The sequence below is a fragment of the Prauserella muralis genome, from assembly GCF_003202285.1.
GTDB lineage: Bacteria > Actinomycetota > Actinomycetes > Mycobacteriales > Pseudonocardiaceae > Prauserella_B > Prauserella_B muralis.
In genome coordinates this window covers 565,384-590,979 of sequence record NZ_MASW01000001.1, presented here as the reverse complement: position 1 = coordinate 590,979, position 25,596 = coordinate 565,384, and the positions used below count along the sequence as shown (strand labels likewise).

Below are 25,596 nucleotides of genomic sequence, written 5' to 3'. Positions count from 1 at the left end.
TTCGTCATCCCGGCCCCTGGTAGTCCACTGGAGTACGGCGTCAGAGGTGACGTCGCACACACCGGGAGGTGGCTGTGGGCGCAGTGGTCGGCGTCGTCGCGAACCCCGCATCGGGGCGGGACATCCGGCGGCTCGTGGCTCAGGCGTCGGTGTTTCCCACCGCCGAGAAGGCGAACATGGTGCGCCGCCTGCTCAGCGCGTTCGCCGCGACGGGCGTCGAGCGGGCCGTGCTGTCCACCGACCTCGGCGGCATCTCCGCCGCCGTGCTGCGCACCCTGCGCACCCGGCGGCCCGGCAAGGAGGCTCCCTGGCCGGACGTGGAGTTCTGCGACGACGTCACCCTGACCGGCACCGCCGACGACACCACCGAGGCGGTGCGCCGCATGCGCGCCGAGGGCGCGGGGCTCATCGTCTGCCTCGGAGGCGACGGCACCGCCCGCGTCGCCGCCGCTGCCTGCGGCGACGTGCCGCTGCTCGCCCTGTCCACCGGCACCAACAACGCCTTCCCCCGGATGCGGGAGGCCACGGTCGCCGGCCTGGCCGGCGGGCTGGTGGCCACCGGCGCCGTGCCACCCGAGACCGGCACCCGCACGGCGAGCCTGCTGGAGGTGACCGCGGGTGGGCGCACGGAGGTGGCCCTCGTCGACGTCTGCGTGTCCACCTCCCGCCACGTCGCCTCCCGCGCGCTGTGGGACCCGGCCACCCTCACCGCGTTGTTCTGCACGTTCGCCGAGCCGGACGGCATCGGGCTTTCCAGCATCGCGGGCCAGCTCTGTCCCAGTCCGCGCGAGTCGCAGGACGGCGTCGCGCTCACCTTCGCGCCGCCGCATCGCGCGCGCTGGGTGGTGCACGCACCGATCGCGCCCGGGCTCGTGCTGCCCGTCGGCGTCCGCGCCTGGCGGCCGCTGCGGGTGGGCGAACACGTCGCGCTTCCCGCGGGTGGCGGCGTCGTCGCCGTCGACGGCGAGCGGGAGCTCGAACTCACCGGCGACACCCCGGTGAGCGTCCGGCTGCGCGCGGACGGCCCACGCTGCGTCGATGTGCCCGCCGTGCTGGCCGAGTCGGCGCGGCGCGGGCTGTTGCGTACCGAGCTCACCCCCTGTCAGCGATGGCGACGACGTGAGGAGGCCGAAACGGCATGAGCATCCAGGAGCACGGTGTGCTGGTCACCGGCGCGGGCCGCGGCATCGGGCGGGCCATCGCGCTGCGGCTGGCCCGCGACGGTGCCCATGTGGCGATCAACGACATCGACCCGGGCCCGGCCGAGGCCGTCGCGGACGAGGTGGCCGCGCTCGGCCGCAGGAGCCTGGCCGTGCCCGGCGACGCGGGCGACCGCGACTCCGTGTTCGGGATGGTGGAGCAGGCCGCGCGCGCGTTCGGCCGCGTGCACGTGGTGGTCAACAACGCGGGCATCGCCCACGTGAAGCCGCTCACCGAGATGGAGCCCCGGGAGCTGGAGACGCTGTTCCGCGTCAACGTCTTCGGGGTGGTGTACGGCATCCAGGCCGCCGCGGAACACATGCGTGCCCACGGCGGCGGCAAGATCATCAATGCCGCCTCGATCGCGGGCCATGCGGGCTTCGACTACCTCGGCGCCTACTCGGCCACCAAGTTCGGGGTCGTCGGGCTCACCCAGGCGGCGGCGAAGGAGCTGGCCCCGCACGGCATCACGGTGAACTCCTACTGCCCCGGAATCGTCGGCACCGACATGTGGGAGCTGATCGACGACCGCCTCGGCGGTTACCTCGGCCTGCCCAAGGGCGAGGCGATGAAACGGTACGCGGAGGGCATCACGCTCGGCCGCGTGCAGACACCGGAGGACGTCGCGTCCTTCGTGTCCTATTTGGCCGGTCCGGACTCGGACTACATGACGGGACAGTCGGTGATGATCGACGGCGGCGTGGTCATGCGCTGACGCGTCGCCACGCGAACAACGAAGGAGCGTCAACGATGACGGACACCCTTTCCACCGGGGTCACGCGCGAGCTGGACGAGAACGCCCTGCTCGACGCGTACCGCACGATGCGCACGATCCGGGCGTTCGAGGAACGGCTGCACGACGAGTTCGCCACCGGGGAGATCCCCGGGTTCGTGCACCTCTACGCCGGCGAGGAGGCCTCGGCCACCGGGGTGTGCACGCACCTCGACGACCGCGACTCCATCGCCAGCACGCACCGGGGGCACGGCCACTGCATCGCCAAGGGCGTGGACGTCAAGGCGATGATGGCCGAGATCTACGGCCGCAGGACCGGCAGCTGTCACGGCAAGGGCGGCTCGATGCACATCGCCGACCTCTCCAAGGGCATGCTCGGCGCCAACGGCATCGTCGGCGGAGGCCCGCCGCTGATCTGCGGCGCCGCGCTGGCCGCGAAGCAGCAGCGCACCGGCGGCGTCGGCGTCGCGTTCTTCGGCGACGGCGCGAGCAACCAGGGCACCACGCTGGAGGCGCTCAACCTCGCGTCGGTGTGGAACCTGCCCGCGATCTTCGTCGCCGAGAACAACGGCTACGCCGAGGCCACGGCCAGCACCTGGTCGGTGGCCGCGGACAACATCGCCGACCGCGCCGCCGGGTTCGGGATGCCGGGCGTGATCGTCGACGGCTTCGACTTCTTCGCCGTGTACGAGGCGGCGGGCGAGGCCATCGAACGTGCCCGCGAGGGCGGCGGCCCGACGCTCATCGAGGTGAAGTTCACCCGCTACTTCGGCCACTTCGAGGGCGACCAGCAGACCTACCGCGCGAGCGAGGTGGCCAACGCCAGGGAGAACCTCGACTGCCTCAAGCGGTTCCGGAGCAGGGTGACCGAGACCGGGCAGGTGGAGGCCGCGAAGCTCGACGCCGTCGACGCGCAGGTGGCCGACCTGGTCGACGCCGCCGTGGACGAGGCCAAGGCCGCGCCGAAGCCCACCGCCGCAGATCTGGAAACCGACGTCTACGTCTCGTACTGACGGATTGCGAGGAGTTCAGCCATGGCACGCACGATCAGCTACCGCGAGGCGATCAACGAGGCGCTGCACCAGGAGATGGAGCGCGACGAGTCGGTACTGGTGATGGGCGAGGACAACGCGGGCGGCGCGGGCAGCCCCGGCGAGGACGACGCGTGGGGCGGCGTGCTCGGCGTCACCAAGGGGCTCTACCACCGTTTCCCCGGCAGGGTGCTGGACACGCCGATCTCGGAGTCGGCCTTCGTCGGCGCGGCCATCGGCGCCGCCACGCGGGGAATGCGCCCGGTGGCCGAGCTGATGTTCATCGACTTCATGGGCGTCTGCTTCGACCAGATCTTCAACCAGGCCGCCAAGTTCCGTTACATGTTCGGCGGCAAGGCCGAGACCCCGGTGGTGATCCGCACGATGTACGGTGCGGGGCTGCGCGCGGCCGCGCAGCACTCGCAGGCCCTCTACCCGCTCTTCACCCACATCCCCGGGCTCAAGGTCGTGGTCCCGTCCAGTCCGTACGAGGCGAAGGGGCTGATGATCCAGTCCATTCGCGACAACGATCCGGTGATCTTCTGCGAGCACAAGGCCATGTACGACGCCACCGGAGACGTTCCGGAGGACAGCTACACCATCCCGTTCGGTGAGGCCAACGTGGTGCGCGACGGTGAGGACGTCACGATCGTCGCGATCGGACGGATGGTGTCGGTGGCCGAGGAGGCGGCGAGGACGTTGTCGTCCTCCGGCGTCGAGGCCGAGATCATCGACCCGCGCACGACGAGCCCGCTGGACACCGAGACGATCCTGGAGAGCGTCGAGAACACCGGGCGGCTCGTGGTGGTCGACGAGGCCACCCCGCGCTGCAACCTCGCCACCGACATCTCCGCGCTCGTCGCCAAGGAGGCCTTCGGGTCTCTGCGTGCGCCCATCGAGATGGTCACCGCACCGCACACGCCGGTGCCGTTCTCCGACGCGCTGGAGGACCTCTACATCCCGGACGCCCAACGCGTGACCAACGCCGTGAAGACCGTGACCGAGTGGAAGTCGTGAGCTTCGGAACACGCAGGGTCGTCAGCAGAACGGAAGTGGGCGAGACATGAACGACGCCATCAGGAAGGTGGTCATGCCCAAGTGGGGCCTTTCGATGGCCACGGGCAAGATCACCGAGTGGATCGCCGCCGAGGGCGACGAGATCGCCAGCGGCGACGAACTGGCCGACATCGACACCGACAAGATCGCCGGTTCGCTGGAGTCGGCCGACGAGGGTGTGCTGCGCCGGATCGTGGCGAACGTGGGCGAGGACGTGCCGGTGGGCGGCACGATCGCGCTCATCGCGCCCGCCGACGTCCCGGAGTCCGACATCGACGAGGCGGCAAGGCTCGCCAGGGAGGAGCTGGACTCCGGGGCCGTCGAGGAGGTCGCCGGGCCGGTCACCGGCACCGTCGAGGTCGAAGGGCGCACGCTCGCCTACGCGACGCTCGGCGACGGCGAGGAGCACGTGGTGCTCGTGCACGGCTACGGCGGCGACAAGAACTCCTGGCTGTTCGTGCAGGAGCCGCTGTCCGAGCACCGCACCGTGCACGCGCTCGACCTGCCGGGGCACGGCGAGTCGGTCAAGGACGTCGGCGACGGCTCGCTCGACACCCTGGCCGGAGCCGTGCTCGGCTTCCTCGAGGCCAAGGGCATCGCGCGGGCGCATCTCGTCGGGCACTCGCTCGGCGGCGCCGTGGTCACCGCGGCGGCGGCGCGGGAGCCCGGCAGGGTCGCGTCGCTGACGCTCGTGGCACCCGCCGGGTTCGGCTCCGAGATCAACGCCGAGTACCTGCGCGGGTTCGCCTCGGCGTCGTCGCGCAGGGAGCTCAAGCCGCACCTGACGGCCCTGTTCGCCGACTCCTCGCAGGTCACAAGGCAGCTCGCCGACGACCTGATGAAGTACAAGCGGCTCGACGGCGTGGACAAGGCGCTGAACACGCTGCTCGGCACGCTGCTCGACGGCGACCGGCCCGGCATCGACGCCGCACCCCTGCTGTCCACAGTGGAGGTTCCGGTGGCGGTGGTGTGGGGCCGCGCCGACGCCGTGCTGCCCCCGGCCAACGCCTCGGGGCTCGGCGAGGTCGCCTTCGTCGACGACGCGGGGCACATGGTGCACATGGAGCAGCCGGGCGCCGTCGTCAGCGCTGTCGGCAGGGTCGCGGGGGACGGTGGATAACCGAGGTTGACACGAGCGGACGGGTTCCGCCGGGCTCCGCGAGTTGCGACACTGAGGAGCGTGCGCCAGGAGCACCTCGAAGCGGCGGTGCCGGTGGGTGCGGACCCCCGGCGCTACGCCCGCGTGCTCGCCCAAGCGCACGAGGCCGCACTGAGCGGGGCCCGGCCGCCGACCGCGCCCCGGCCGGTCATCGGCGCGTCCTGGCAGCGGATGCGGCTGCTCGGGCTCGACCCCGACCACGGCCGGGACGACCCGCCGTTGCCGGAGGCCGAGCTGGAGGCCCGCAGGCGAGGCAGCGGGCTCGCCGATGCCCTGCCGATCCTGCGCGGCGGGCTCATCAGCGTCGCCGAGGAGGCCGCGCACATCATGGTGGTGGTCGACGGCGACGCGCGCGTGCTGTGGCGCGACGGCAGCGCGGCCGTGCGGCACAGGGCCGACCGGCTCGGCTTCACCGAGGGCGCGTCCTGGCACGAGAACCGCGTCGGCACCAACGCCATCGGCACCGCGCTGGTGGCCCGCAGGCCGATGCAGGTGTACTCGGCCGAGCACTACGTGCGCAGCCACCACGCCTGGACCTGTGCCGCCGCGCCGCTGCACGACCCCCGCGACGGCAGGCTGCTCGGCGTCGTGGATCTCTCCGGCCCCGCGGCGACCGTGCACGCCAGCACTCTCGCGCTCGTGGACGCGGTGGCCCGGCTCGCCGAGTCGCAGCTGCGCAACGCCCACCTCGCCGAGCTGGAGCGGCTGCGGGCCGCCACGCTGCCCGCGCTGGCGAAGGTCGACGGCAGGGCGCTGGTCACCGACGAGCACGGGTGGGTGGCCGCCGTGTCCGGGCTGGCCCCGGTCGACCGGGTGACCCTGCCGGCCGGGTGCGGAGCGGGACAGGCGTGGCTGCCCGCGTTCGGCACGTGCCGGCTGGAGCCGGTGCCCGGCGGGTGGCTGGTGCGCCTGGCCGAGCGGGACGAAGGCGAGCCCGTGCCCACCACGGCGGTGCTCGACGTGCGCTCACCCCGGGAGTGTGTGCTCACCGTCACCGGTGAAAGCGGAGCGTGGTCCTACCGGTTGAGTCCCCGGCACGCCGAGATGCTCTACGTGCTCGCCCGGCATCGCGACGGCCGCTCGGCGGCCGAACTGGCGCTCGACCTCTTCGGCGACCCGGAGCGCACCGTCACCGTGCGGGCCGAGATGTCGCGGCTGCGCAGGCGACTCGGCGGCATCCTCGCCCGCAGGCCCTACCGGTTCGCCGACGACATCGACGTGGTCTTCCAGCAGCCCGACGAGCCGGACCTGGTGCTGCCGCACTCGACGGCGCCCGCGATCCGTGGCCGCGGTTAGTCCGGACAGGTGACGCCCGCGGGGTGTGTTACAGCCCTGGCACGATCCTGGCCTCCTTCGTGGAGTCCGTGGTTGCCGCACGGCCGTCTCGGCTACGGTCATGCGGGTGCGGAAACTGGGTGGAGGAGCGTAATCACCAATGACGAGCACCGTGACCCATCGTGGTCCGGGTGTGCCCACCTCGGAGCCGCCGGACGAGCCCCGTGGACCGCGTTCCGGCTTCACCTGGCTGCTCGAGCTGCCGGGCGACGCCGTGCGCAGCATCACCCGTTCGGCCGCACGGACGCCGGGCAGGCTGTCGCTCATCGCGACGGGCCTCATCGTGCTGTCGCTGCTCACGGGCCTGGTCGGGACCCTGGCCGTGCAGGACCGGGCCAACACGATCGACGGACTGATCGAGCACAGGGAGCCGCTCGCCGCGGCCGCGCAGGAGGTCTACGGCTCGTTGTCCGACGCCGACGCGACGGCCGCGAGCGCCTTCCTGTCCACCGGTGCCGAGCCGCCCGCCCTGCGGGAGCGCTACCAGCTCGACATCGCCAAGGCCGGCGCCGCGCTGGCGAAGGCCGCCTCCGACTCCGGAAGCGTGGCCGCGGCCGCCGAGCAGGTCGACATCCTCAGCAGGCAGATTCCCGTCTACACCGGACTGATCGAGACCGCGCGGGCCAACAACCGGCAGGGTTTCCCCGCGGGCGCCGCGTACCTGCGGGAGGCCTCGGAGCTGATGCGCTCCACGATCCTGCCCGCCGCCCACCGGCTGTACGAGATCGACACCGAACGGCTCGCCGCCGAGCAGGACGACGCCACCGGGGTGCCGTGGCTCACCGCGGTGCTCGTGCTGGGGCTGGCCGCGGCGCTCGTCGCCGCGCAGGTCTACCTCAAGCGCAGGACCAACCGGGTGTTCAACGTGGGCCTGCTCGTGGCGACCGTCGCCGTGGGCGTGGCCATCCTCTGGACCGCCGCGGCGCTGACCGTGCAGAGCGTGCTCGTCAGCTCGGGCCGCGGCGACGGCACCGAGCAGGCCGACCTGCTGGTGCGTGCCCGCATCGCGGCGCTGCAGGCTCGCGCCAACGAGACCCTCACGCTGGTGGCCAGGGGCGGTGGCGACGCCTACGAGAAGGAGTTCGGCGCGCTGTTCGGCCAGTTCGCGGGGCGGGACGGCCAGGGAGGGCTGCTCGGTCAGGCGCGGGAGCGCGCCGCGGGACTGCCTGCCGGGCCGCACATCGAGTCGGCGGCAGGCAACGCCGAGACCTGGCTGCGGGCCCACGAGGAGGTGCGCGGCCTCGAACAGGCCGGTGACTACCAGGGCGCCGTCGAGAAGGCCATCAGCGGCCGCGACGAACAGGGCGCCGCGAAGGCGTTCGGCCGGGTCGACGGCGACCTGACCGCCGCCATCACGTCGGCGCGGCAGAGCTTCCTCGACGACACGACCAACGGCTCGCGCGCGCTCACGCTGCTCGCGCCGGGCTTCGCCGTGCTGGCCGTCATCGCCGCGCTGGGCACCACCTTGGGGATCCGGGAACGTTTGCGGGAGTACCGCTGATGAGAAATCCGAAACGGCACGGCGTGCCGCTGCTCCTGCTCGCCCTGCTGCTCGCGGCCTGCGGGTCGCCGGGCGCGCCGGTGGATCCGGCGCCGGTCGGCTCGGTGCGGCCGCCGATGCCTGCCAACGCCGCCGTCGAGACGGCCGTCGAGGACAGCGGCTCGGCGGAGGAGAACTGTGACCCGACCGCCAGCCTCGCCCCGAACCCCAGCGTCCCCGCCGGGTCCACAATGGACGCGATCCGCGACCGCGGGCATCTGGTCGTCGGCGTGGACCAGAACACCTTCCTGTTCGGCTTCCGCAATCCGACCACGGGCATGCTGGAGGGCTTCGACATCGACATCGCCAAGGAGATCGCCAGGGAACTGCTCGGCGACCCGGAGGCCGTCCAGTTCAAGGCGATCACCTCGGCGCAGCGCATCCCCGCGCTGAAGAACGGCGAGGTGGACCTCGTCGTCCGCACGTTCTCGGTCACCTGCGAGCGGCTGCAGGAGATCAACTTCTCCACCGTGTACTACGTCGCCGGGCAGCGCGTGCTGGTGGAGAAGAACTCGAAGGTCGACGGGGTCGAGGACCTCGGCGGCAAGCGGGTCTGCGCGGCCAAGGCCTCCACGTCGCTGAAGAACATCGCCAACGCCGAGCCGAAGCCGATCCCGGTGTCGGTCGACGACTGGTCCGACTGCCTGGTGATGCTCCAGCAGGGCCAGGTCGAGGCCGTCTCCACCGACGACACCATCCTCGCCGGGATGGCCGAGCAGGACCCCACCACGAAGATCGTGGGCGAGCGGTTCACCGACGAGCTGTACGGCATCGGCATCCCCAAGGAGAACGGGGACATGGTGCGCTACGTCAACGCCGTGCTGGAGAAGGTTCGCAACGGCCCCTGGCAGAGCAGCTACAACAGGTGGCTGCTCGACCGGCTGGGGCCCGCGAGCCCGCCTGCCCCCACGTACCAGTGACATCCCCTGGAGGTAGCAGTGTCGGATGAGCCCCGGCGTCCTCGGCACGCCGCGCCGGACGACGGTCCGGAGTCCAGCGGCCGGCGACAGCCGCCGGACGTGCCGGCGGGCTTGGCACCTGCCCCGCAGCAGCCCCGGCAACCGCAGCAGCCGCCGGTGGCGCCCGCGGACACCCAGCTGATGCGCCCCCTGTGGCAGACGGGCGAGGAACCGCAGCCCACCAGCGTGCTCGCCGCCGCGCCGGGCACCGAGAGCATCACGCCGCCCTCGCCGCCACCCGAGCCCAGCGGGCCGGGCACCCTGCCCGATCCGGGCACCGAGAGCGTGCTGCCGCCCAGCACCAGCGACGGCCTCGCGCCCGGCACGGGGCCGGGCACCGGGCCCGGCACGGGCTCGGGCGCGTTCCCCGGCACGTCACGCCGCACCGGCTCGCGGACCTCGCGGCGCGGCAGGCTCGGCGCGGGCCTGGTGGAGGTGCCGCCCGTGCCGTACCGCGACCCGGCGTCGGCGGTGCTGCGGGATCCGATGGTCTCCGAGGAGAAGCGGTTCTGCGGCAGCTGCGGCGCGAAGGTCGGCCGGGGCACCAACGGCAGGCCCGGCGAGCCGGAGGGCACCTGCGACAACTGCGGCGCGCGCTTCTCGTTCCGCCCGAAGCTGCGCCCGAACGAGCTGGTGGGCGGTCAGTACGAGGTGCTCGGCGCGCTCGCCTACGGCGGCCTCGGGTGGATCTACCTCGCGCAGGACCACAACGTGAGCGACCGCTGGGTCGTCCTGAAGGGACTCATCGACACCGGTGACGCCACCGCAATGGCCGCCGCCGTCAACGAGACGCGGTTCCTCGCGGAGGTCGAGCACCCGAACATCGTCAAGATCTACAACTTCGTCCAGCACCCCGACCCGGACACCGGCAACTCCGTGGGCTACATCGTCATGGAGTACGTCGGCGGGCAGTCGCTGCGCCAGCTCGCGCTCGCGCACCACCGCGAGACGGGAAGGCCCGAGCCGCTGCCGGTCGGCCAGGTCATCGCCTACGGCCTGGAGATCCTGCCCGCGCTGGGGTACCTGCACAGCCAGGGACTGCTCTACTGCGACCTCAAGCCGGACAACGTGATCCAGACCCACGAGCAGCTGAAGCTGATCGACCTCGGCGCGGTGCGCCGCATGGACGACTACTCCAGCCCGCTGTTCTTCACCACCGGCTACAGCGCGCCCGAGCTGGCGACGCGGGGCGCGTCGGTGGCGTCGGACCTGTTCACCGTCGGCCGCACGCTGGCGGTGCTGAGCTTCGAGTTCACCGGCTACACCACCAAGTACAAGACGACGCTGCCGAGCCCGGACGACGTGCCGCTGTTCCGGCTGTTCGGTTCCTACTACCGCTTCCTGCGCCGGGCGACGCACGCCGACCCCGACCGCAGGTTCTTCTCCGCCGAGGACATGGCCGACCAGCTCACCGGCGTGCTGCGCGAGATCATGTCGCTCGGCACCGGCAAGCAGCGGCCCGCCCCTTCGAACGTGTTCGGCCCCGAGACCAACACTTTCGGCGTGGACATGGTGGTGCCCGAGCCCGGCCAGAGCGTGCCGCTTCCGGACGCGGGCGAGGTGGTGGCCGGGCTGCCGATTCCGCAGATCCACACCGACGACGTCGGTGCCGGTGTGCTTGCCGCGACCGTCTCGGCCGACCCGAAGACGGCCATCGAGGCACTCGCCACCGCGCCGCGGGAGTCGATCGAGGTGCGGCTGCGCATCGTGCGTGCCCGGATCGAGCTCGGCGAGCTGGCCGAGGCGAGCAGGCAGCTGCAGGCCGCCCAGTACCTGGCGATCAAGGCCGGTTTCCCGCACGACTGGCGCATCGACTGGTACCGCGGACTGATCGAGCTGGCGGGCGGCAGGCCCAGGGTCGCCCACGTGGCCTTCGACGCGGTGTACGACGAGCTGCCCGGCGAGCTGGCGCCGAAACTGGCGCTGGCGTTCAGCTCGGAGGCGGTCGGCGACTACTTCCCCGCGTCGCGCCTGTACGAGCTGGTGTGGCGCACCGACCGCTCGTACGTGAGCGCGGCGTTCGGGCTGGCCAGGGTGTACCTCGCGCAGGGAGCCAGGGCGAGCGCCATCGAGGTGCTGGAGTCGGTGCCGCCGTCGTCGACACACCACGTGGCCGCCCAGGTCGCCGCGATCAAGATCAAGACCCGGGTGACCGGCGGCAGGCCGGGGCAGGCCGTGGGCGAGCGGGACTTCGTGGAGGCCGCCGACCGGCTGGAACGGCTCGCGCTCGACGCCGAACGCAGGACCCGGCTGGCCGCCGAGGTGCTGGAGGCGGCGTTCGAGTGGGTCTGCTCCGACGCGACCCGCCAGCGTGGCGGTCCGGAGCTGCCCGGCGCGACGGTGCTCGGCTGGAACCTCGCCGAGCGGGACCTGCGGTTCGGCCTGGAACGCTGCTACCGGGCACTGGCCCGGCTGGCGACCAGCGCCGAGGCGCGGATCGAGCTGGTGGACAAGGCCAACGCCATTCGCCCGCGCACCCTCACGTAGCGGCGGTCAGCTCGACGATCGTGATGTCCGGGGGCGCGCCCACGCGCACCGGCGGTCCCCAGAACCCGGCGCCGCGCGTGACGTACATCCGGGTGCCGCCGACCTGGTAGGACCCGGCGACCGCGCCCTGCTGCAGGCTCACGATCAGCTCGAACGGCGTGAGCTGCCCGCCGTGCGTGTGCCCGGCGAGCATGAGGTCCACGTCGTGCCCGGCCGCGCTGCCGACGTCGACCGGCTGGTGGGCGACAAGCACCACGGCGCGGTCGGCGTCCCTGCCCCGCACGGCCTTTCCGACGTCTCCCGCGTCCTGCCACTGGTAGCCCGTGTGGTCGTTGATGCCCGCCAGGTGGAACACGCCGCCGTTGTGCTCGATGTCGACGTGCTCGTTGCGCAGCGGGCGGATGCCGAGCGTGGGCACGTGCTCCACCCACTCCTCGTAGCCCGAGTAGTACTCGTGGTTGCCGGTGACGAAGAACGTGCCGTGGGTGCTGCGCAGCCCGGCCAATGGCTCCGCGGCCTCGGCAAGGTGCTCGACCTCGCCGTCCACGAGGTCGCCCGCGATGGCCACGAGGTCCGGCCGCTGCTCGTTGACCAGCCGCACGATCCGCTCGGTGAAGGCCCGGCCGGTGATCGGGCCGAGGTGCACGTCGCTGATCAGCGCGATCCGGCAGCCCGCGGCCCGCGGATCGAGCCTGCGCAGCGGCATCGTGACGCTGGTGACGGTCGGCGGCCCCAGCGCCACCGTCATGCCGTAGCCGGTGAGCCCGGCCGCCGCCACCCCGGCCACGGCCGCCGAGCCACGCGCGAGCACCAGCCGCCTGCTGACACCCGCGGGAGCCTCGGCGGGCTCGCCCTGCCCGTTCGCCGCGGCGGTGCCGGCCCCGGTGGTCTCCCGCTGCTCCCCACGGCGCACCCAGCGCCGCAGGGCGAGGCGCGGCAGTTCGAGGATCAGCAGGCCGAGCAGCAGGTAGAAGAACAGCGCCAGCCAGAGGTACCCGGGCCAGGCGAACCACTGGGCGAGGTCCGGGTCGATGCTCGTGCCCAGTGCCAGCGCGGCGACCATGATCGCCACCAGGGCCACGAGCACCCCGGTGCCCAGCCTGCGGGCCCGCGTCCTCGGCAGGGTGGTGTCGGCGACGAGGCGTTTCCACAGATAGAGATGGACGACGGCGATCAGGCCGATCGCGACGAAGAAGAACATCAGGGGTTGATGTCCCAGTCCTCGCGCTCCCGCGTGCGCGCCTGCCGGAACTTCTGCATCGCGTCGGTGTGGCCGTGGCTGGTGAAGTGCTCGAAGCCGACCGTGACGAACAGCGCCCGTGCCTGCACGGCGATCGGGCCGTCTTCGGCGTCGAGCCTGCCGTCGGCCGAGACGTAGATCTTGCGGCCGGCCACGCCGTCGAGCCTGGCCACGATGTGCAGGGTCGAACCGACGGGAACGGGCCTGCGGAAGTCGGTCTCCAGCCGTCCGGTGACGGCGGGGCGGCGCAGCAGGTTGCCGACCGTGGAGCCGAGCGCCTCGTCGAACGCGCAGGCCAGCAGCCCGCCGTGCGCGAGGCCGGGAGCGCCCTGGTGGGCGTCGGTGACCTCGAACTGTGAGACCACGACCATGCCCTCGGCCACCGCCGACTGGATGTGCAGGCCGCCCTCGACGTCGTCACCGCACCCGAAGCACTCGTTGTAGTGCATGGCGAGCTTGCTGCCGGGCGGGGGCGCGTCCTCGTGTGGGACAGCCGGTTCGGTCTCGACCGGGGGCCAGGTATGTCCGGGATTGCTCACCCGACCAAGTTATCCCGCCGTCGCGGCACCTGCCTTGGCGGTCTTGCTCACAGCCATGCGCGAGTTGACGATGTCACGCAGCGCGACGCCGTTGGTCTCCGGCAGCAACAGCACCGGCACGGTCGCGATCGCGGCGGCGCCCATCAGGTAGAACGCGGGCCACAGGGTGTTGCCGGTGGCGTCCACCAGCGAGCCCACGATGTAGGGCGCCGTGCCCGCGAACGCGGCGGTCGAGACGTTGTAGCCGATGGAGAAGGCGCCGTAGCGCACCTGTGTGGGGAACATGGCGGGCAGGGTCGAGGCGACCACCGCGAGGAAGAGCACCAGGCAGGCGCCGATCATCGCCAGCCCGCCCGCGAGCATCGCCACGTTGATGCCCTGCTCGGTCTTGCTGTTCTCCATCAGCGTGAACGCCGGGACGGGCAGGACAAGGAACCCGGCGCAGCAGGCCATGAGGATGGGTTTGCGGCCGATGCGGTCGGACAGCCCGCCGATCGGGACGATCACCGCCAGCATCGCCAGGATCACGCCCATGACGATGAGCAGCGGGGTGTTGCCGGACATGCCGAGCACGTCCTTCAGATACGTCTCGACGTAGGCGAGCATGATCCAGTCGCCGACGTTGAGCAGGATCACCAGGCCGATGAGGTGCAGGATCGACCTCCAGTGCCGCGCGAACAGTTCCTTGAGCGGCGACTTGGCGACCTTGTGCTGCTTGGCGATCTCGCGGAAGACCGGCGTGTCCTCCAGCCGCGTCCGCAGGTAGAGGCCCACGAGGCCGAGCGGGCCCGCGACGAGGAACGGAATGCGCCAGCCCCATTCCTGCATGGCGTCCTGCCCGAGCACCACGGTGGACAGGGTGACCGCACCGGCACCGAGGAAGAACCCGACGAGCGTGCCGAACTCCAGCCAGCTGCCGAGGAAGCCGCGCCGCCGGTCGGGGGCGTACTCGGCGATGAAGGTGGCGGCACCGCCGTACTCCCCGCCCGCGGAGAAGCCCTGCAGCGAGCGGAGCACGATCACCAGTACCGCGGCGAGCGGCCCGATCGTCTCCCAGGTCGGCAGCAGGCCGATCGCGAAGGTGGAACCGGACATCAGGATGACCGTCAGCGCCAGTACCCGCTGCCTGCCGAGCTTGTCGCCGAGCGGGCCGAGCACGAAGCTGCCGAACGGCCGGATGACGAAGGTCACCGCCAGCAGTGCGAACGTGGCGAGTGCACCCTCCTCGGTGCTCGCGGCGTTGAAGAACACCTGGCCGAGGATGGCCGGCATGAAGCCGAACACGCCGAAGTCGTACCACTCGATGCAGTTGCCCATCGCCGACCCGGCGACGGCTTTGCGCACGTCCTCGGCGCTCGGTTCGTACGTCGTCGCTCGCGCGCTCCGGGCGGCACCCTCGGCCATCGGAAGTCCACCTCGTCATCAACTGTCGGATCACGATCAGTGTCGGAAAGTTTCCCTTCCCATGCCACCCGAGTGATGAACTTTGCCCGAAACGCGCCGGACGCCGGGAAGCGCGGAGCTTCCCGGCGTCCGGAGGCGCGGACGCGTCAGGCGCGTGCCCGGGTCACTGGCTCAGTGCGGACTTGGCGGTCCACTCCTGCCACGAGTAGGTCCAGTCGTGGTAGTCGCCGTCGCGGGGGCCCAGCTGCTGGCTGCTTCCGGTGATCTCCACCGGGTCGCCCATCAGCGCGCTGTCGTAGTACTCCTTCGCGTTCTCGGGCGAGAGGTTGAGGCAGCCGTGCGAGACGTTCCTCACCCCCTGGTCGGACACCGACCAGGGGGCCGCGTGCGTGAACTCGCCGTTGTTCGAGATGCGCACGGCCCAGTTGACCTCGAAGTCCTCGTAGCCGTAGCCCGGGTTGTTCATGAAGTACGTCGAGTGCTTGCTCATCACCACGTGGGTGCCGCTGCGCGTGACCCGGCCCGGGTCGGAGTCGAGCCCGAAGCTCACCGGATAGTCGGCCACCTGCTTGCCGTCGCGGATCACGACCATCCGGTGGGTCTGGGTGTTGGCCTTCACGATCTGCGAGCGGCCGATGGAGAAGTCCACCGTCAGGTCGTTGGCCCCGTAGACCCCGTCGGACAGCTCCACGCCGTAGATGTTCGCGGTGACGGAGACCTTCGTACCGGGCCGCCAGTACTCCTTGGGCCTCCAGTGCACCGAGGTGTCGTTCTCCAGCCACGCCCACGAGCCCTGCGTCTTCGGGGTCGTCCGCACGTCGAGCGCCTTCTCGACGGCGGCCTTGTTGGCCACCGGCGCGTCGAAGCTGATCGCGATCGGCATGGCGATGCCGTAGGTCTTGCCGTCTCCGACGTTGGAGCTCGCGCCGAGCGTCGCGTCCGGCGTCACGGTGGTGAACGAGCCCGTGATCGGCACCTGCCGCCCGTCGCTGCCCACGGCGTTGCCCGACCACGTGTAGGTCTTGCTGTAGCCGAGCGGTTCGGCCACCGTCCAGCTCTTCTTGTCCTCGGAGAGCGTGCCCTTGACCTTCTCGCCCTCCGGGTTGGTCAGCGCCACCGACTGGATGGTGCCGTCGTTCACCGTGACCCGGACCGGATCGCGCGGCGCGACGCTCTGTGCGCCGTTGACCGGCTCCGCGACGACCGTGGCGGCCGGCGCCGGCGGCCGCTCGGGTGCGTCCGGCTCCTCGGAACTCGTGTCCGTTCCCCCGGAGCACGCCGTCAGTCCCAGCACGACGGCGAGCACGAGTGCCAGTAGCCCGCTGTGCACTCTCTGTTGTTCTTTCACGTCACTGCCCCTTTGTGTCCCCGTGTACCCCACTGACGCCTTACGGAACGGGTTCGTTGCACCCTGAAAAAGGTGACCGCTGTCACCCTTCGGGGTCGGTCCTTGCGTAGCTGGGGGCGGTGTCGCTGCGTTGCGTGAGTGGATCACCGCAGCGCTGACCGTTGTCGTCACCCCACTGTGAGGGGTGATCGGATGGCGGCGGGTTTATGCAACCCCTCTGGCGCCGATCCGCCCGGTCGGACCAAACCTCGCCCCATGGGGTTCGCAAACGGCCAGATGCCGGTAGGCTGCATGGCGGCCGTCGTTTTGCGTGTTCGTGGCTTCACACTCGCGGAACTTCTGACGCGAGCCTGGAGCCAAGCGCGCTCTTTGCTCGACTCGTTGGAACCGCCCGGGACGGCCAGGGCGCTACTGCGGTGGCACCCATGCGGAACAGCAACGAGGAGTAAAACGGTGGCGCAAGGCACTGTGAAGTGGTTCAACGCCGAAAAGGGCTTCGGCTTCATCGCCCAGGACGGCGGCGAAGGCGACGTTTTCGTGCACTACTCAGAGATCGAGGGCCGCGGATTCCGCACGCTCGAGGAGAACCAGCGGGTGGAGTTCGAGGTCGGTCAGGGCCAGAAGGGCCCGCAGGCCCAGAAGGTCCGCGCTCTCTAAGGGCGCTCACCCACTGACTGCATCGAGCCCCCGGCGGAACATCCGCCGGGGGCTCGAGTCGTCTGTGGGGTGTTGTCGGGGTTGACGTTCTCGGGGTTCGGGGTCTCGGGGTGCGGGCGGGGGTTCAGCGCAGGGTGCCGCGGAGCGGGGGCTCCCACTGCGCGGCGTCGAAGTAGTGCCTGTCGGTCTGCGGCTCGCCGAACGAGCGGGGGGACTCGTTCCGGGCGGGCTGCCTCGAGGGCGTCTGCCCACGTTGCTCCGAGGTCGTCTGGCCCTCCCAGGCCAGGCGCTCCATCACCCACTCCTGGGCCAGCGCCTGCGGGGATGTACCACGCTCGGCGGCGATGTCCTTGAGCTGCTGGCTGGCGATGAGGTTCATGCGGAGCTGGTAGACCTGCGCGTCGCCGAACCGGCGGCCCGACCCGGTGCTCTCGGGGTCCGAGTCCGGTGCCAGCGCGGCGAGGTAGCTGGTGAGCTCGTGGTCCTCGGCGGCGGGGTCCGCGTCGTTGCCGATCGGCTCGGAGCCGCGGTGTCTGCCGCCGTTCACGGGTTTCAGGTTGCTGCGGCTGCTGAGCCGTCCGAATGAGGGTAGGGGCACGCGCCCACGATAACGGTTGTGTCTCGGCGGGGTTGCCTGTGTGAGTCTACTTACACGGCGTGTCGCAGGTCGGCCCGCGAAGTTGTGCCATCTGGAGTAGTGGTGCGGCCGTCTGGTGCGGACAGCGGACACGCTTGGTGGCGGACCCCGTGCCTGTGCGTCTCGGCGGAGCGAGCCCGGCGAGCCGAGCCGGAAATCGTCCCCGGAAATGGAGGGGCCCCCGCGCCAGGGGGAGGAACGCGGGGGCCGGAGGGGATCTCCACAGGCGCTGACCGGGGGTGTGTCAGCACGTTGATTGTTACACGAGACCCGGCCGCCTCGCGAGGGTTGAGCCGCAAAAAGGCCTCCGACCTGTCATTTTCTCGTTGCCATCTGTTCATGTACGGCAACTGTGCCCGAATGGCCGCTCAAGTCGACGCAGCGTGCTGAGCGGTTCACTCTGCGGGGGGCTGTGGCCTGGTTCCCCTGCTCGCTAGCCTCGCGGCCAAGGTCATCACGAAGCCCTTGGAGGAGCCATGAGCGGGTCTGTGGAAGTGCGGCAGTTCCTCCTTCGTTACGAGGGAGAGGGGCCGAGCGCCGGCTACGGCGGGGTGCCCGCACAGCGGGCCGGCCAGGCAGATGCGTCCCGGGTTTCCGATGACCAGGTGCGGAGGGCGAGGCTCGCCGTGGCACGCGGAGCGGAGGGCATCGAGGACTGCGCGGAGCTGCTGGACATGCTGGGCCTTCGGCCGGACAAGGACGGCAAGGCTCCGGTGCAGAGATAGCGTCACGCGGGGTCACCTGCGCAGTCGGTGCTGCCCAGATGCACACCCCCTGGTCGTGCACCTGAGCAGCACGGAGGTCAAGTTACTGGTCCAGACCGTGGCGAGGCAATCGATTGCCGGTGATAACAGTGTCACGAAGAACCTCTTTCGCTTTCGCGAACGGCACCACAGTCTTTCCGTAACATTGTTGCCGGGACTGTCACAGTGACCGCGCGTCCGCCCGCCCGGAGGCCCCGGCGCGGAGGTGGCGCGGGCTGCGGCCGGTTCGCGCAGGTCAACGAGTTGGGGACCCCCCTGTGAAAGGGGTTGAAGGTGTGTCATAGACTAGTACTCGCTCCCAGGGGGACCTGAGAGCGCGGTCGGTCGGTTCGCCGAACTGACCGGGCTCCCATCGTCTAGCGGCCTAGGACTCCGCCCTTTCAAGGCGGCAACGCGGGTTCGAATCCCGTTGGGAGTACGCAGTACAGAACAAGGCCCTGTGGCGCAGTTGGTTAGCGCGTCGCCCTGTCACGGCGAAGGTCGCGGGTTCGAGTCCCGTCAGGGTCGCCATACGTTGGCTACTCGCCGGCGTGTCCGGCCAGGTAGCTCAGTTGGTACGAGCGTCCGCCTGAAAAGCGGAAGGTCGCCGGTTCGACCCCGGCCCTGGCCACCATCGTCAGAACCGCCCAGACGCCGGTCAGGGCGGTTTTTTCGTGCCCGGGGCCGATCATGCGCTGTACCGGGATTGACCGCTGTTGACCGCCGGTCGCCCTCGCTAGTTGTCCGTATGTCGCCCGCGCTGGGGCGCGTCTCCCCATTGTTTGGGCTGAGGTGATCTCCTCGCGGCGCGGGTTCACCCCTGCCGGGCCGGGTGATGCCGGTCAAGGGTCTGCCGGAGGCCGCGAAGCGCCCTTGGCCGGTGCGCCCGGTCTGGCAGCCCTTCGGCGCGCCGTGTGGAGGTCACCGGACGTTAGGCCACTCGGCTGATCTCCGAAGCGGTGCCGGGGTCCGGGGCAGCGGCCCGGGCTGCTTCTTCCTGAAAATGTCAGGGGTGACCGCGATGATTGAGCTGTAACACGGTCTGCCTGTCGGAACGACAATGTGATGCGAACAAAGGTGGAGGTCTGAGATGACTGCCGTGGTCGAGCAACCGTCGGACGACGTAGTGTTGGCAGCTGCCGAAGACCTAGATGCCGCTGTTGCTCACGCGCTGGAACGAGCGGGCTGCACTGTCGACGAACTCCTTGCCCAAGCGAGGTCCGGCCGTTTTACATCGATCCGTGCTCGACTGGCATGGGTTGCGGTTGGTGACTTGCTTAGGGGTGAGGGACTACGGCCAAGTTCAACGTAGTCGCTGAGTCGCGAAAGTTCAGTGACGAGCTCAATAGTCTCCTCAACGGGACGGTCTGCAACGGGCCGCGAGTTACTAGCGTCGTGTCAGATGAGAACCATCCGCGGACTGTGGTCGGCTACAAGATCTCGCGGCGGGAGCAGGATCTACAGCATGGGATTCCGCTGACGTGTGATGGTTCAGCACCGACCTTCTATCTCGGATTGCTCTTCCGGTTGGAAGCTGACGAAGACCAGCGGTACCTCATGGTCACGTCCTCCGTGATCCTTCTTTCCCTCGACGTGGGTCTGGACCGCGTGCTCTTCCACTACGATTACGAGCGCGGAAAGGACGACGGCTACCCGGAAGCACACCTGCAGGTCTGTGCATCGTCGGACGATTGGGAGCAGGCGGGTAAGCGGGTCGATGGAAGCAGTCGGCTACTCGAGCGTCTGCATCTTCCAGTTGGACCTCGGCGGTTCCGGCCGTCGGTCGAGGACGTTATCGAGTTCTTGATCTCCGAGAAGCTGATACAACCACGCGACGGGTGGCCTGAAGAGATCACCCGCAGTCGTGAAGCGTTCCGACTGCGGCAGCTTCGTGCTGCCGTACGGCGCAATCCGGAGGCAGCGCTTGCGGTGCTGCGCGAGGAGGGGCATCTAGGAGCTGTTTAAGAAGGGGCCCTGGTGTGTGGGTGTAGCGAGGTCTCCGGTAGATGGATCAACGACGAAGAAGATCAGCATCTATCCGGAGACCTCGGTGGGAAGCGTATCGGTGGGCGCGCGTAAAGACTTGACGGACCGGCAGTGGCAGGCGTTGCAGCGTGTGTTGCCGCCTCGACCCGTGGCAGGTCGTCGGCCGAAGTGGACGTGGCGTCAGTTGCTGGACGGGATCCGGTGGCGGGTACGAGTCGGTGCTCCCTGGCGGGACGTGCCGGAACGGTACGGGCACTGGCAGTCGATCTATCAGTTGTTCCGTCGCTGGCAACGGGAGGGCGTGTGGCCCTGGATTCTCACGATGCTGTGGGCATGGGCCGACCGGGCAGGGCTGATCGACTGGCAGGTGTCGGTGGATTCCACGATCAATCGGGCCCACCAGCACGCGTCCGGGGCCCGCCGCCGACCCGATGAGCAGGTCGAACCGCCCGGCGACGAGCCGGGCGACCACGCGCTCGGTCGGTCCCGGGGCGGGTTCACCACGAAGATCCACCTGGCCTGCGAACAAGGACGCAAACCGTTGTCACTGGTGATCACCGCCGGTCAACGCGGTGACAGCCCTCAGATGACCAGCGTGCTGGACGCGATCCGGGTGCCCCGGCCCGGACCTGGACGAGCGCGCACACGCCCACGGCGCGTGCTGGCCGACAAGGCCTACTCCTCCCGCTCGAACCGGGCCTACCTGCGCACACGCGGGATCGCGGCCACGATCCCGACCCCCAAAGATCAAACTGCCCACCGCCGCGCCCGCGGATCAGCCGGTGGCCGCCCACCCGCCTTCAACCCCCACCACTACCGGCAACGCCACGCCGTCGAATGCGGCATCAACCAGCTCAAACACCACCGCGCCATCGCCAGCCGCTACGACAAACTCGCCGTCCGCTACGAAGCCACCCTCCACGTCGCCACCATCGACATCTGGCTACGCAACCTCACCAAGACCAATTCCTAAACAGCTCCTAGCGCCATGATGTCGAGCGCTAGCACCCCGGGGCCGCCGGCCGGAGCGTCAGCGGGAGGCCGGGCGGTTCCCGGCGGCGGCGCGCGGAGCGCGCCGCTCTTGACCTGTTAGAGGGCAGTTCGGCAGTGCAGGGCGGGTGCCCTTGCCGCGCAGGATCGTCACGCGGCCTTGTGCGGCCAGTTCGTGGATGGCGCGGTCGATGGTGCCGATGCCGACGCCGTATTGCTAGGCGAGGGCCTGCCGGGTCGGTAGCCAGCGGTCGAACTCTCCGGCGTCGATGCGTTCAGTGAGGTGGTCGCGGATCTGTTGCCAGACGTAGGCGGTGCCGCCGCTGGGGAGTTGGTAGCGCGGTGGTGTGCGTCGGTGTAGTGCTGCGCCAAGTTCCTTGATGTGGCCGATCCAGCCCAGCTCTGCGGGGGTGAAGCCTTCTTCCTGGGAGAACGTCTCGCGCGGGTAGCTGGCGGCAAGGAGCACGAAACGGCTGAGCAGGACAGCCGCGCCGACGTGGAGAGCGCTGGAGGACGCTGAGGGGTCTGGGGGAGTAAATGCCAATCGATACCGAGATTAGCTCGGACGCGGCGAGCATTCGCGCTGTAGCAGAGTGGTTGTCCCAGCGGGCAAACGACGCTCACGGAGCCGGCACGCAGGTGTACGGAGTCCGCGGCGATTCGGAATCCACATGGGCGGGACCTGCGTCCGACGGCTTTCGCGCAACGATGACGCAGTTCGGTCAGCAGGTTGACGGGCTGACTGGTGATCTCAACGCTACCGTCTCTGCCTTGAATGCCCACGCCGATGACGTTGATACGGCGAAGTCGAGGATGTCCCAGGCGCTCGATATCGCCCGTAATGGCGGCTTGGCGATCAACGGCCACATAGTTCAAGAGCCCGGGCCTGCGCCGGCCGACCCCGCTCCGCTTCCGAGTGCTCCGACGCCACGCCAGCAGGAAATCCACGAGCAGGCTACGCAAGCGTCGTCTGCGTATGCAAAGCAGGTTCAGGCGTATGTCGAAGCCGAACGCGTCGCGACCCCTGCGCGGCAGAGCTTTATCGATTCGCAGCAAACGTTCGTCAAGTTCGCCAAGGGGTACGCCGAGAAGGCTCCAGTCAATATCGGTGACATCGCAACTGGACTCGCCGGCGCGGTCGCTGCGCGCACGAGCAAGTTCCGGGCCGCCGCGAGAGCAATGGACCCTGCGATCGAACGGGCGGCGGCCTACGCCAAGAGCGGTCGCACGAATCCGTTCGCGCAGGCTCGCGCTGATGCCCTGGAGATCGAGCGCAGGCTTGCGAAACAGGCAGAACTCAACAAGGCGGTCGCGACGCGAACAGCTCGCATAGTCGACAAGCTTCCCAACAGTGTGAAGTCGTTCCTGACCACAAACCTTGACTTCGGGCGGGCTCAAAAGCCTATTGCCAACACCGTATTGCGCGGAGCGGCCAAGGTGGGTGCCAAACTCCCCCTCGTCGGGGACCTCATCACCGCCGGCGGTGTTGGTATGGATGTCCATTCCGGAAAGGATCCTGCGACAGCCATTGCCTCTGGTGCGGGCGGGTTCGTTGCCGGCTCCTTGGCCACCGCGGGGATCGCTGCCGCTGGCGGACCTGTAGGTTGGGCCGTGGCAGGTGGTGCCCTGGTTTCGGCGGGCGTTGGGTTTGCGATTGAAGAGTGGGGCGACGATGCCGTTGACATGGCGGGTGACGCGGCCGACTGGGCCGGCGACCGGCTTTCTGACGCCGGGTCCGCGATCGGTAATGCGGGCAAGGCTGTGGGCAACTTCTTTGACGATCTCTTCTAGGTGATCGCATGGATATCACGAGCCTTCCCCCGAAACCTGACGCTGTAACCGGTGAGCCGCGCCCTCCCCGCGCTCCACTGGAATCGGAGAAGGCAAAGCCCGGCGCTCGCCGTGCGGCCGGAAAATCGAAGGTTGTGCAGCCTCCGCCTGGCGAGGCCAGGATGCTCGAATGGTTCTACCCCGACCGCACCAGTCGCTTCATCGCCGGACTGTGTGGCACGGCCGCAGTCCTTGCGGTCTATATTGTCAAAGACTGGGGGTTCAGCTGGGTCGGAAATATCTGGCTTTGGCTCATTGCGGCGCCGTGGCCGTTTGTGTTTCTGTTGATCGGGCGAACCGGGAGAACATCGGCCGGTGCTGATTGGGTTGGCATCGGCAAAGACACCTTCATCAAGACCTACGAACTGACGACGGTCAAGGTTTTCGTCGACGGCGCCGCGCATGTCATCGATATGGCCGACCGACACGGCGCATCAGCGCGCGTAAAAGTATTCGATTTGCAGCAGAATCATAAATTGTGGGATCTTGTCTACAATGGGATTCTCCATTCGGTGCATGTCGGCGGCGCAGAGACCAACAAGCGTGCGCGAGACTACCTGTTGCTCGATTTCCCGCCCCATCTGAACCGTTGATCCACACAGCGTCCAGCGCGACGAGCGTCAGCCAGGCGGTCCGCTCCCGCCGAACCAGCAGGACGCGAATGAGCCGAGCGTCGACGGCCAGCGTGATCCACCGGAGTCGCCTGAGGGAGTCGGGCGGGTCGTTCACCGATCCCGCCCGCACCAGCGGATGAGGACGGCGAGCAGCGCGGACTGCGGCACGGGCAGCGCGGCGGACACCAGCGCGGCCCGTGGGACCGGTCCCCGAACGACGTGACCGTCGCGTCGAATCCGGCCTGCGCTGTTCGACGCGTACGCAACGGGCGGCCCGAGACGGTAGCCCGGTAGCCAGATCCGATCGCGAATAAGGAGTCGAAATGGCCACCTCGGTCCTTGACATGTCGATGTCTCTCGATGGCTACATCGCCGGCCCGCACGACGGTCCCGGCAACCCCGGCGGCGACGGCTTCGTGCGGTTGCACGACTGGGCCCTCACCCCGGACGGCGAGTTCCGCCAGTCCGGCCTCGCCGCGGACGTGCTCGGCGAGATGAACGCCATGGGCGCGGTCGTCGCGGGGCGGCGGACCGCCGAACAGGTCGGGCACTGGGGCGGCGACCACCACGACAGCGGTGTCCCGATCTTCGTGCCCAGCCACCGGCCGCCCGACCCTTCCGTCGCGGACTACCCGCTGGTGACCTACGTCCGCGACGGGATCGCCAGCGCAATGGCGCAGGCGAAGGCCGCCGCGGGTGGCCGGCACGTGCACGTCATCGGCGCGTACACGGCGCAGCGTGCGCTCGAGGCCGGGGTGCTGGACGAGCTGTGCATCCATCAGATTCCCGTGCTGTTCGGCGGCGGCCGCCGGCTGTTCGACGTGCTGCCGTCGCGCGTTGAGCTGGACATCCTGCGCGTCACCGACACCCCGGAGGCCACCCACCTCCGCTACCGCATCCGTCGCCGAGCGACCGGGTGACCCACTTCGGGCTGATCATGCTCGGCACCACCCCCGCGCCCGGCGCGCCGGCGGCACGGAGCCCGGCCCACCCGCTACCTGACCACCGTTTTGGTCGACTCACGCACCACCAGTTCCGGCTCGAACACCACGGTCTGCCGTGCCGGTGGCGCGGTGTCCTCCGTCGTCTCGGCGATGAGCAGCGTGGCCGCCCTGTGGCCGAGTCGCCGCGCGGGTTGCCGCACCGACGTCAGCGGCACCGCCGCCGCTCCCGCGAACTCGATGTCGTCGTAGCCGACGATCGCCAGTTCCTCCGGCACGCGCACGCCCGAGCTGACCATCGCCTGTAGCACGCCCAGTGCCAGCAGGTCGTTGGCGCAGAACACGGCGGTGGGGCGCGGGCTCATGCCGAGCAGACGCGCGCCCGCGTCCCGTCCGGACGCCACGTCCAGATCGTTCGTCTCCAGCACGGAGAGCCGGGCCGCCGAGTCCGCCAGCACCGACCGCACGCCCGCCTCGCGGTCGCGGCACTGGGCCAGGATCTGCGGGCCGTTGACCAGCGCGATCTCCCGGTGCCCGCGTTCCACCAGGTGCCGGGCGGCCAGCGCGCCACCGGCCACGTCGTCCACCGACACCGAGCTCGCCTCGTCCGCGGGCACCCTGCGGTCCACGAACACGTACGGGATCTCGTTGCGGCGGAAGGTCTCCAGCGCCACGCCCGAGGTGTCCACCGGACTGAGCAGCACGCCACGGACACGCTGCTCGGCCAGCATCGACAGGTACGACTGCTCACGGTCGGCCTGCTGACCGCTGTCGCACGTGATCACGTGCAGACCCTCGTCGTGTGCGGCCTGCTCGGCGCCGCGGGCGATGTCGACGAAGAACGGGTTGCCGAGGTCGAGCACCACGAGCGCGAGGATGCGGCTGCGGCCCGCGCGCAGCTGGCGTGCCGACTCGTCGCGCACGTACCCCAGCTCCTGGATCGCCGTCAGCACGCGCGATCGGGTGGTGGCCGACACCAGGTGCGGCCGGTTGACCACATTGGACACCGTGCCCACCGAGACCCCGGCTCGCCGGGCGACATCCTTGATACCGACCATGGACCCCTCGCTCGCTGCGCCGGCCTGCGTCGGCGCAGCCTATCACCGTATGAAACGATTCACCCGCTCGTGGGACAGGCCGTTTCACGGGTCCGGCCGCCGGGTACAC

Annotated in this window: 23 protein-coding genes and 3 tRNA genes; 19 read left to right on the top strand and 7 right to left on the bottom strand. The window is 69.8% G+C overall.

All coding sequences use genetic code 11. The features are described from left to right. The first annotated feature begins 74 nt into the window (after nucleotides 1-74). The 9 genes from BAY60_RS03680 to BAY60_RS03640 all read left to right on the top strand — a co-directional run bounded on the left by BAY60_RS03680 (nucleotide 75) and on the right by BAY60_RS03640 (nucleotide 11,500). Entirely contained in the window at nucleotides 75-1,142 is a 1,068-nt protein-coding gene (locus tag BAY60_RS03680) for an ATP-NAD kinase family protein (RefSeq protein ID WP_112279389.1), read from the top strand. Then, nucleotides 1,139-1,915, top strand: coding sequence for an acetoin reductase (locus BAY60_RS03675; protein ID WP_112279388.1), 777 nt, complete (start codon nucleotides 1,139-1,141; stop codon nucleotides 1,913-1,915). The genes BAY60_RS03680 and BAY60_RS03675 overlap by 4 nt, the downstream gene beginning before the upstream one ends. A 35-nt stretch (nucleotides 1,916-1,950) precedes the next feature. Beyond that, on the top strand, nucleotides 1,951-2,946 hold the full coding sequence (locus tag BAY60_RS03670) for a thiamine pyrophosphate-dependent dehydrogenase E1 component subunit alpha (RefSeq protein ID WP_112279387.1): 996 nt from the start codon (nucleotides 1,951-1,953) through the stop codon (nucleotides 2,944-2,946). A 21-nt stretch (nucleotides 2,947-2,967) separates the two neighbouring features. Beyond that, nucleotides 2,968-3,981: an alpha-ketoacid dehydrogenase subunit beta gene (locus BAY60_RS03665; protein WP_112279386.1), complete on the top strand. Its 1,014-nt coding sequence runs from the start codon at nucleotides 2,968-2,970 to the stop codon at nucleotides 3,979-3,981. A gap of 46 nt (nucleotides 3,982-4,027) precedes the next feature. Further along, nucleotides 4,028-5,140 carry an acetoin dehydrogenase dihydrolipoyllysine-residue acetyltransferase subunit gene (locus BAY60_RS03660; RefSeq protein WP_112279385.1) on the top strand — a complete coding sequence of 371 codons (1,113 nt, stop codon included), beginning with the start codon at nucleotides 4,028-4,030 and terminating at the stop codon, nucleotides 5,138-5,140. Nucleotides 5,141-5,200: 60 nt separating this feature from the next. Then, nucleotides 5,201-6,475 (top strand): helix-turn-helix domain-containing protein, encoded by a 1,275-nt coding sequence (locus BAY60_RS03655; protein WP_112279384.1) that lies wholly within the window; start codon nucleotides 5,201-5,203, stop codon nucleotides 6,473-6,475. Between the two features lie 139 nt (nucleotides 6,476-6,614). Then, on the top strand, nucleotides 6,615-8,015 hold the full coding sequence (locus BAY60_RS03650) for a hypothetical protein (RefSeq protein WP_112279383.1): 1,401 nt from the start codon (nucleotides 6,615-6,617) through the stop codon (nucleotides 8,013-8,015). Continuing rightward, nucleotides 8,015-8,974, top strand: coding sequence for a glutamate ABC transporter substrate-binding protein (locus BAY60_RS03645; RefSeq protein ID WP_112279382.1), 960 nt, complete (start codon nucleotides 8,015-8,017; stop codon nucleotides 8,972-8,974). Before BAY60_RS03650 ends, BAY60_RS03645 begins: the two co-directional genes overlap by 1 nt. Nucleotides 8,975-8,992: 18 nt before the next feature. Beyond that, entirely contained in the window at nucleotides 8,993-11,500 is a 2,508-nt protein-coding gene (locus BAY60_RS03640) for a serine/threonine-protein kinase (protein ID WP_112279381.1), read from the top strand. Here the strand turns inward: BAY60_RS03640 and BAY60_RS03635 are convergent. The 4 genes from BAY60_RS03635 to BAY60_RS03620 all read right to left on the bottom strand — a co-directional run bounded on the left by BAY60_RS03635 (nucleotide 11,493) and on the right by BAY60_RS03620 (nucleotide 16,031). Then, complete coding sequence (locus tag BAY60_RS03635) at nucleotides 11,493-12,701, bottom strand: metallophosphoesterase (protein ID WP_112279380.1); 1,209 nt, start codon at nucleotides 12,699-12,701, stop codon at nucleotides 11,493-11,495. The genes BAY60_RS03640 and BAY60_RS03635 overlap by 8 nt on opposite strands. Next, nucleotides 12,701-13,279, bottom strand: a complete 579-nt coding sequence (locus BAY60_RS03630; protein ID WP_211330176.1) for a PaaI family thioesterase — start codon at nucleotides 13,277-13,279, stop codon at nucleotides 12,701-12,703. The genes BAY60_RS03635 and BAY60_RS03630 overlap by 1 nt, the downstream gene beginning before the upstream one ends. Before the next feature lie 9 nt (nucleotides 13,280-13,288). After that, entirely contained in the window at nucleotides 13,289-14,683 is a 1,395-nt protein-coding gene (locus BAY60_RS03625; RefSeq protein ID WP_112279378.1) for an MFS transporter, read from the bottom strand. Nucleotides 14,684-14,846: 163 nt separating this feature from the next. Then, the gene (locus BAY60_RS03620; RefSeq protein WP_211330175.1) at nucleotides 14,847-16,031 is read right to left on the bottom strand and encodes a L,D-transpeptidase; all 1,185 of its coding nucleotides are present in this window, start codon (nucleotides 16,029-16,031) and stop codon (nucleotides 14,847-14,849) included. Nucleotides 16,032-16,484: 453 nt separating this feature from the next. Between BAY60_RS03620 and BAY60_RS03615 the strand changes: the two genes are divergently transcribed. Continuing rightward, nucleotides 16,485-16,688: a cold-shock protein gene (locus BAY60_RS03615; RefSeq protein ID WP_009156738.1), complete on the top strand. Its 204-nt coding sequence runs from the start codon at nucleotides 16,485-16,487 to the stop codon at nucleotides 16,686-16,688. Between the two features lie 124 nt (nucleotides 16,689-16,812). Here BAY60_RS03615 and BAY60_RS03610 read toward each other — a convergent pair whose 3' ends face one another. Further along, nucleotides 16,813-17,286 (bottom strand): hypothetical protein, encoded by a 474-nt coding sequence (locus tag BAY60_RS03610; protein WP_112279377.1) that lies wholly within the window; start codon nucleotides 17,284-17,286, stop codon nucleotides 16,813-16,815. Nucleotides 17,287-17,801: 515 nt separating this feature from the next. Between BAY60_RS03610 and BAY60_RS03605 the strand changes: the two genes are divergently transcribed. From BAY60_RS03605 to BAY60_RS03575, 6 genes are all read left to right on the top strand, one after another. After that, nucleotides 17,802-18,050, top strand: coding sequence for a hypothetical protein (locus BAY60_RS03605; RefSeq protein ID WP_112279376.1), 249 nt, complete (start codon nucleotides 17,802-17,804; stop codon nucleotides 18,048-18,050). A 384-nt stretch (nucleotides 18,051-18,434) separates the two neighbouring features. Further along, nucleotides 18,435-18,507 (top strand) — tRNA-Glu (locus BAY60_RS03600). Between the two features lie 15 nt (nucleotides 18,508-18,522). Further along, nucleotides 18,523-18,599: transfer RNA gene (locus BAY60_RS03595), tRNA-Asp, on the top strand. Between the two features lie 26 nt (nucleotides 18,600-18,625). Then, a tRNA-Phe gene (locus tag BAY60_RS03590) sits at nucleotides 18,626-18,702 on the top strand. Nucleotides 18,703-19,490: 788 nt separating this feature from the next. Continuing rightward, entirely contained in the window at nucleotides 19,491-20,033 is a 543-nt protein-coding gene (locus BAY60_RS03580) for a hypothetical protein (protein ID WP_211330174.1), read from the top strand. A gap of 85 nt (nucleotides 20,034-20,118) precedes the next feature. Beyond that, nucleotides 20,119-21,027 carry an IS5 family transposase gene (locus BAY60_RS03575; protein ID WP_110341492.1) on the top strand — a complete coding sequence of 303 codons (909 nt, stop codon included), beginning with the start codon at nucleotides 20,119-20,121 and terminating at the stop codon, nucleotides 21,025-21,027. Nucleotides 21,028-21,261: 234 nt separating this feature from the next. On the opposite strand, the gene BAY60_RS03570 is transcribed toward BAY60_RS03575, so the two are convergent. After that, nucleotides 21,262-21,510, bottom strand: a complete 249-nt coding sequence (locus tag BAY60_RS03570) for a hypothetical protein (protein ID WP_112279374.1) — start codon at nucleotides 21,508-21,510, stop codon at nucleotides 21,262-21,264. A gap of 242 nt (nucleotides 21,511-21,752) precedes the next feature. On the opposite strand from BAY60_RS03570, the gene BAY60_RS03565 reads away from it, so the two are divergent. The 3 genes from BAY60_RS03565 to BAY60_RS03555 all read left to right on the top strand — a co-directional run bounded on the left by BAY60_RS03565 (nucleotide 21,753) and on the right by BAY60_RS03555 (nucleotide 24,408). Then, nucleotides 21,753-22,835, top strand: a complete 1,083-nt coding sequence (locus BAY60_RS03565; RefSeq protein WP_112279373.1) for a hypothetical protein — start codon at nucleotides 21,753-21,755, stop codon at nucleotides 22,833-22,835. Between the two features lie 8 nt (nucleotides 22,836-22,843). Further along, nucleotides 22,844-23,467: a hypothetical protein gene (locus BAY60_RS03560; RefSeq protein ID WP_211330173.1), complete on the top strand. Its 624-nt coding sequence runs from the start codon at nucleotides 22,844-22,846 to the stop codon at nucleotides 23,465-23,467. Between the two features lie 344 nt (nucleotides 23,468-23,811). Then, nucleotides 23,812-24,408, top strand: coding sequence for a dihydrofolate reductase family protein (locus BAY60_RS03555; RefSeq protein ID WP_112279371.1), 597 nt, complete (start codon nucleotides 23,812-23,814; stop codon nucleotides 24,406-24,408). A gap of 74 nt (nucleotides 24,409-24,482) precedes the next feature. On the opposite strand, the gene BAY60_RS03550 is transcribed toward BAY60_RS03555, so the two are convergent. Beyond that, on the bottom strand, nucleotides 24,483-25,487 hold the full coding sequence (locus BAY60_RS03550; protein WP_112279370.1) for a LacI family DNA-binding transcriptional regulator: 1,005 nt from the start codon (nucleotides 25,485-25,487) through the stop codon (nucleotides 24,483-24,485). Nucleotides 25,488-25,596 lie beyond the last annotated feature (109 nt).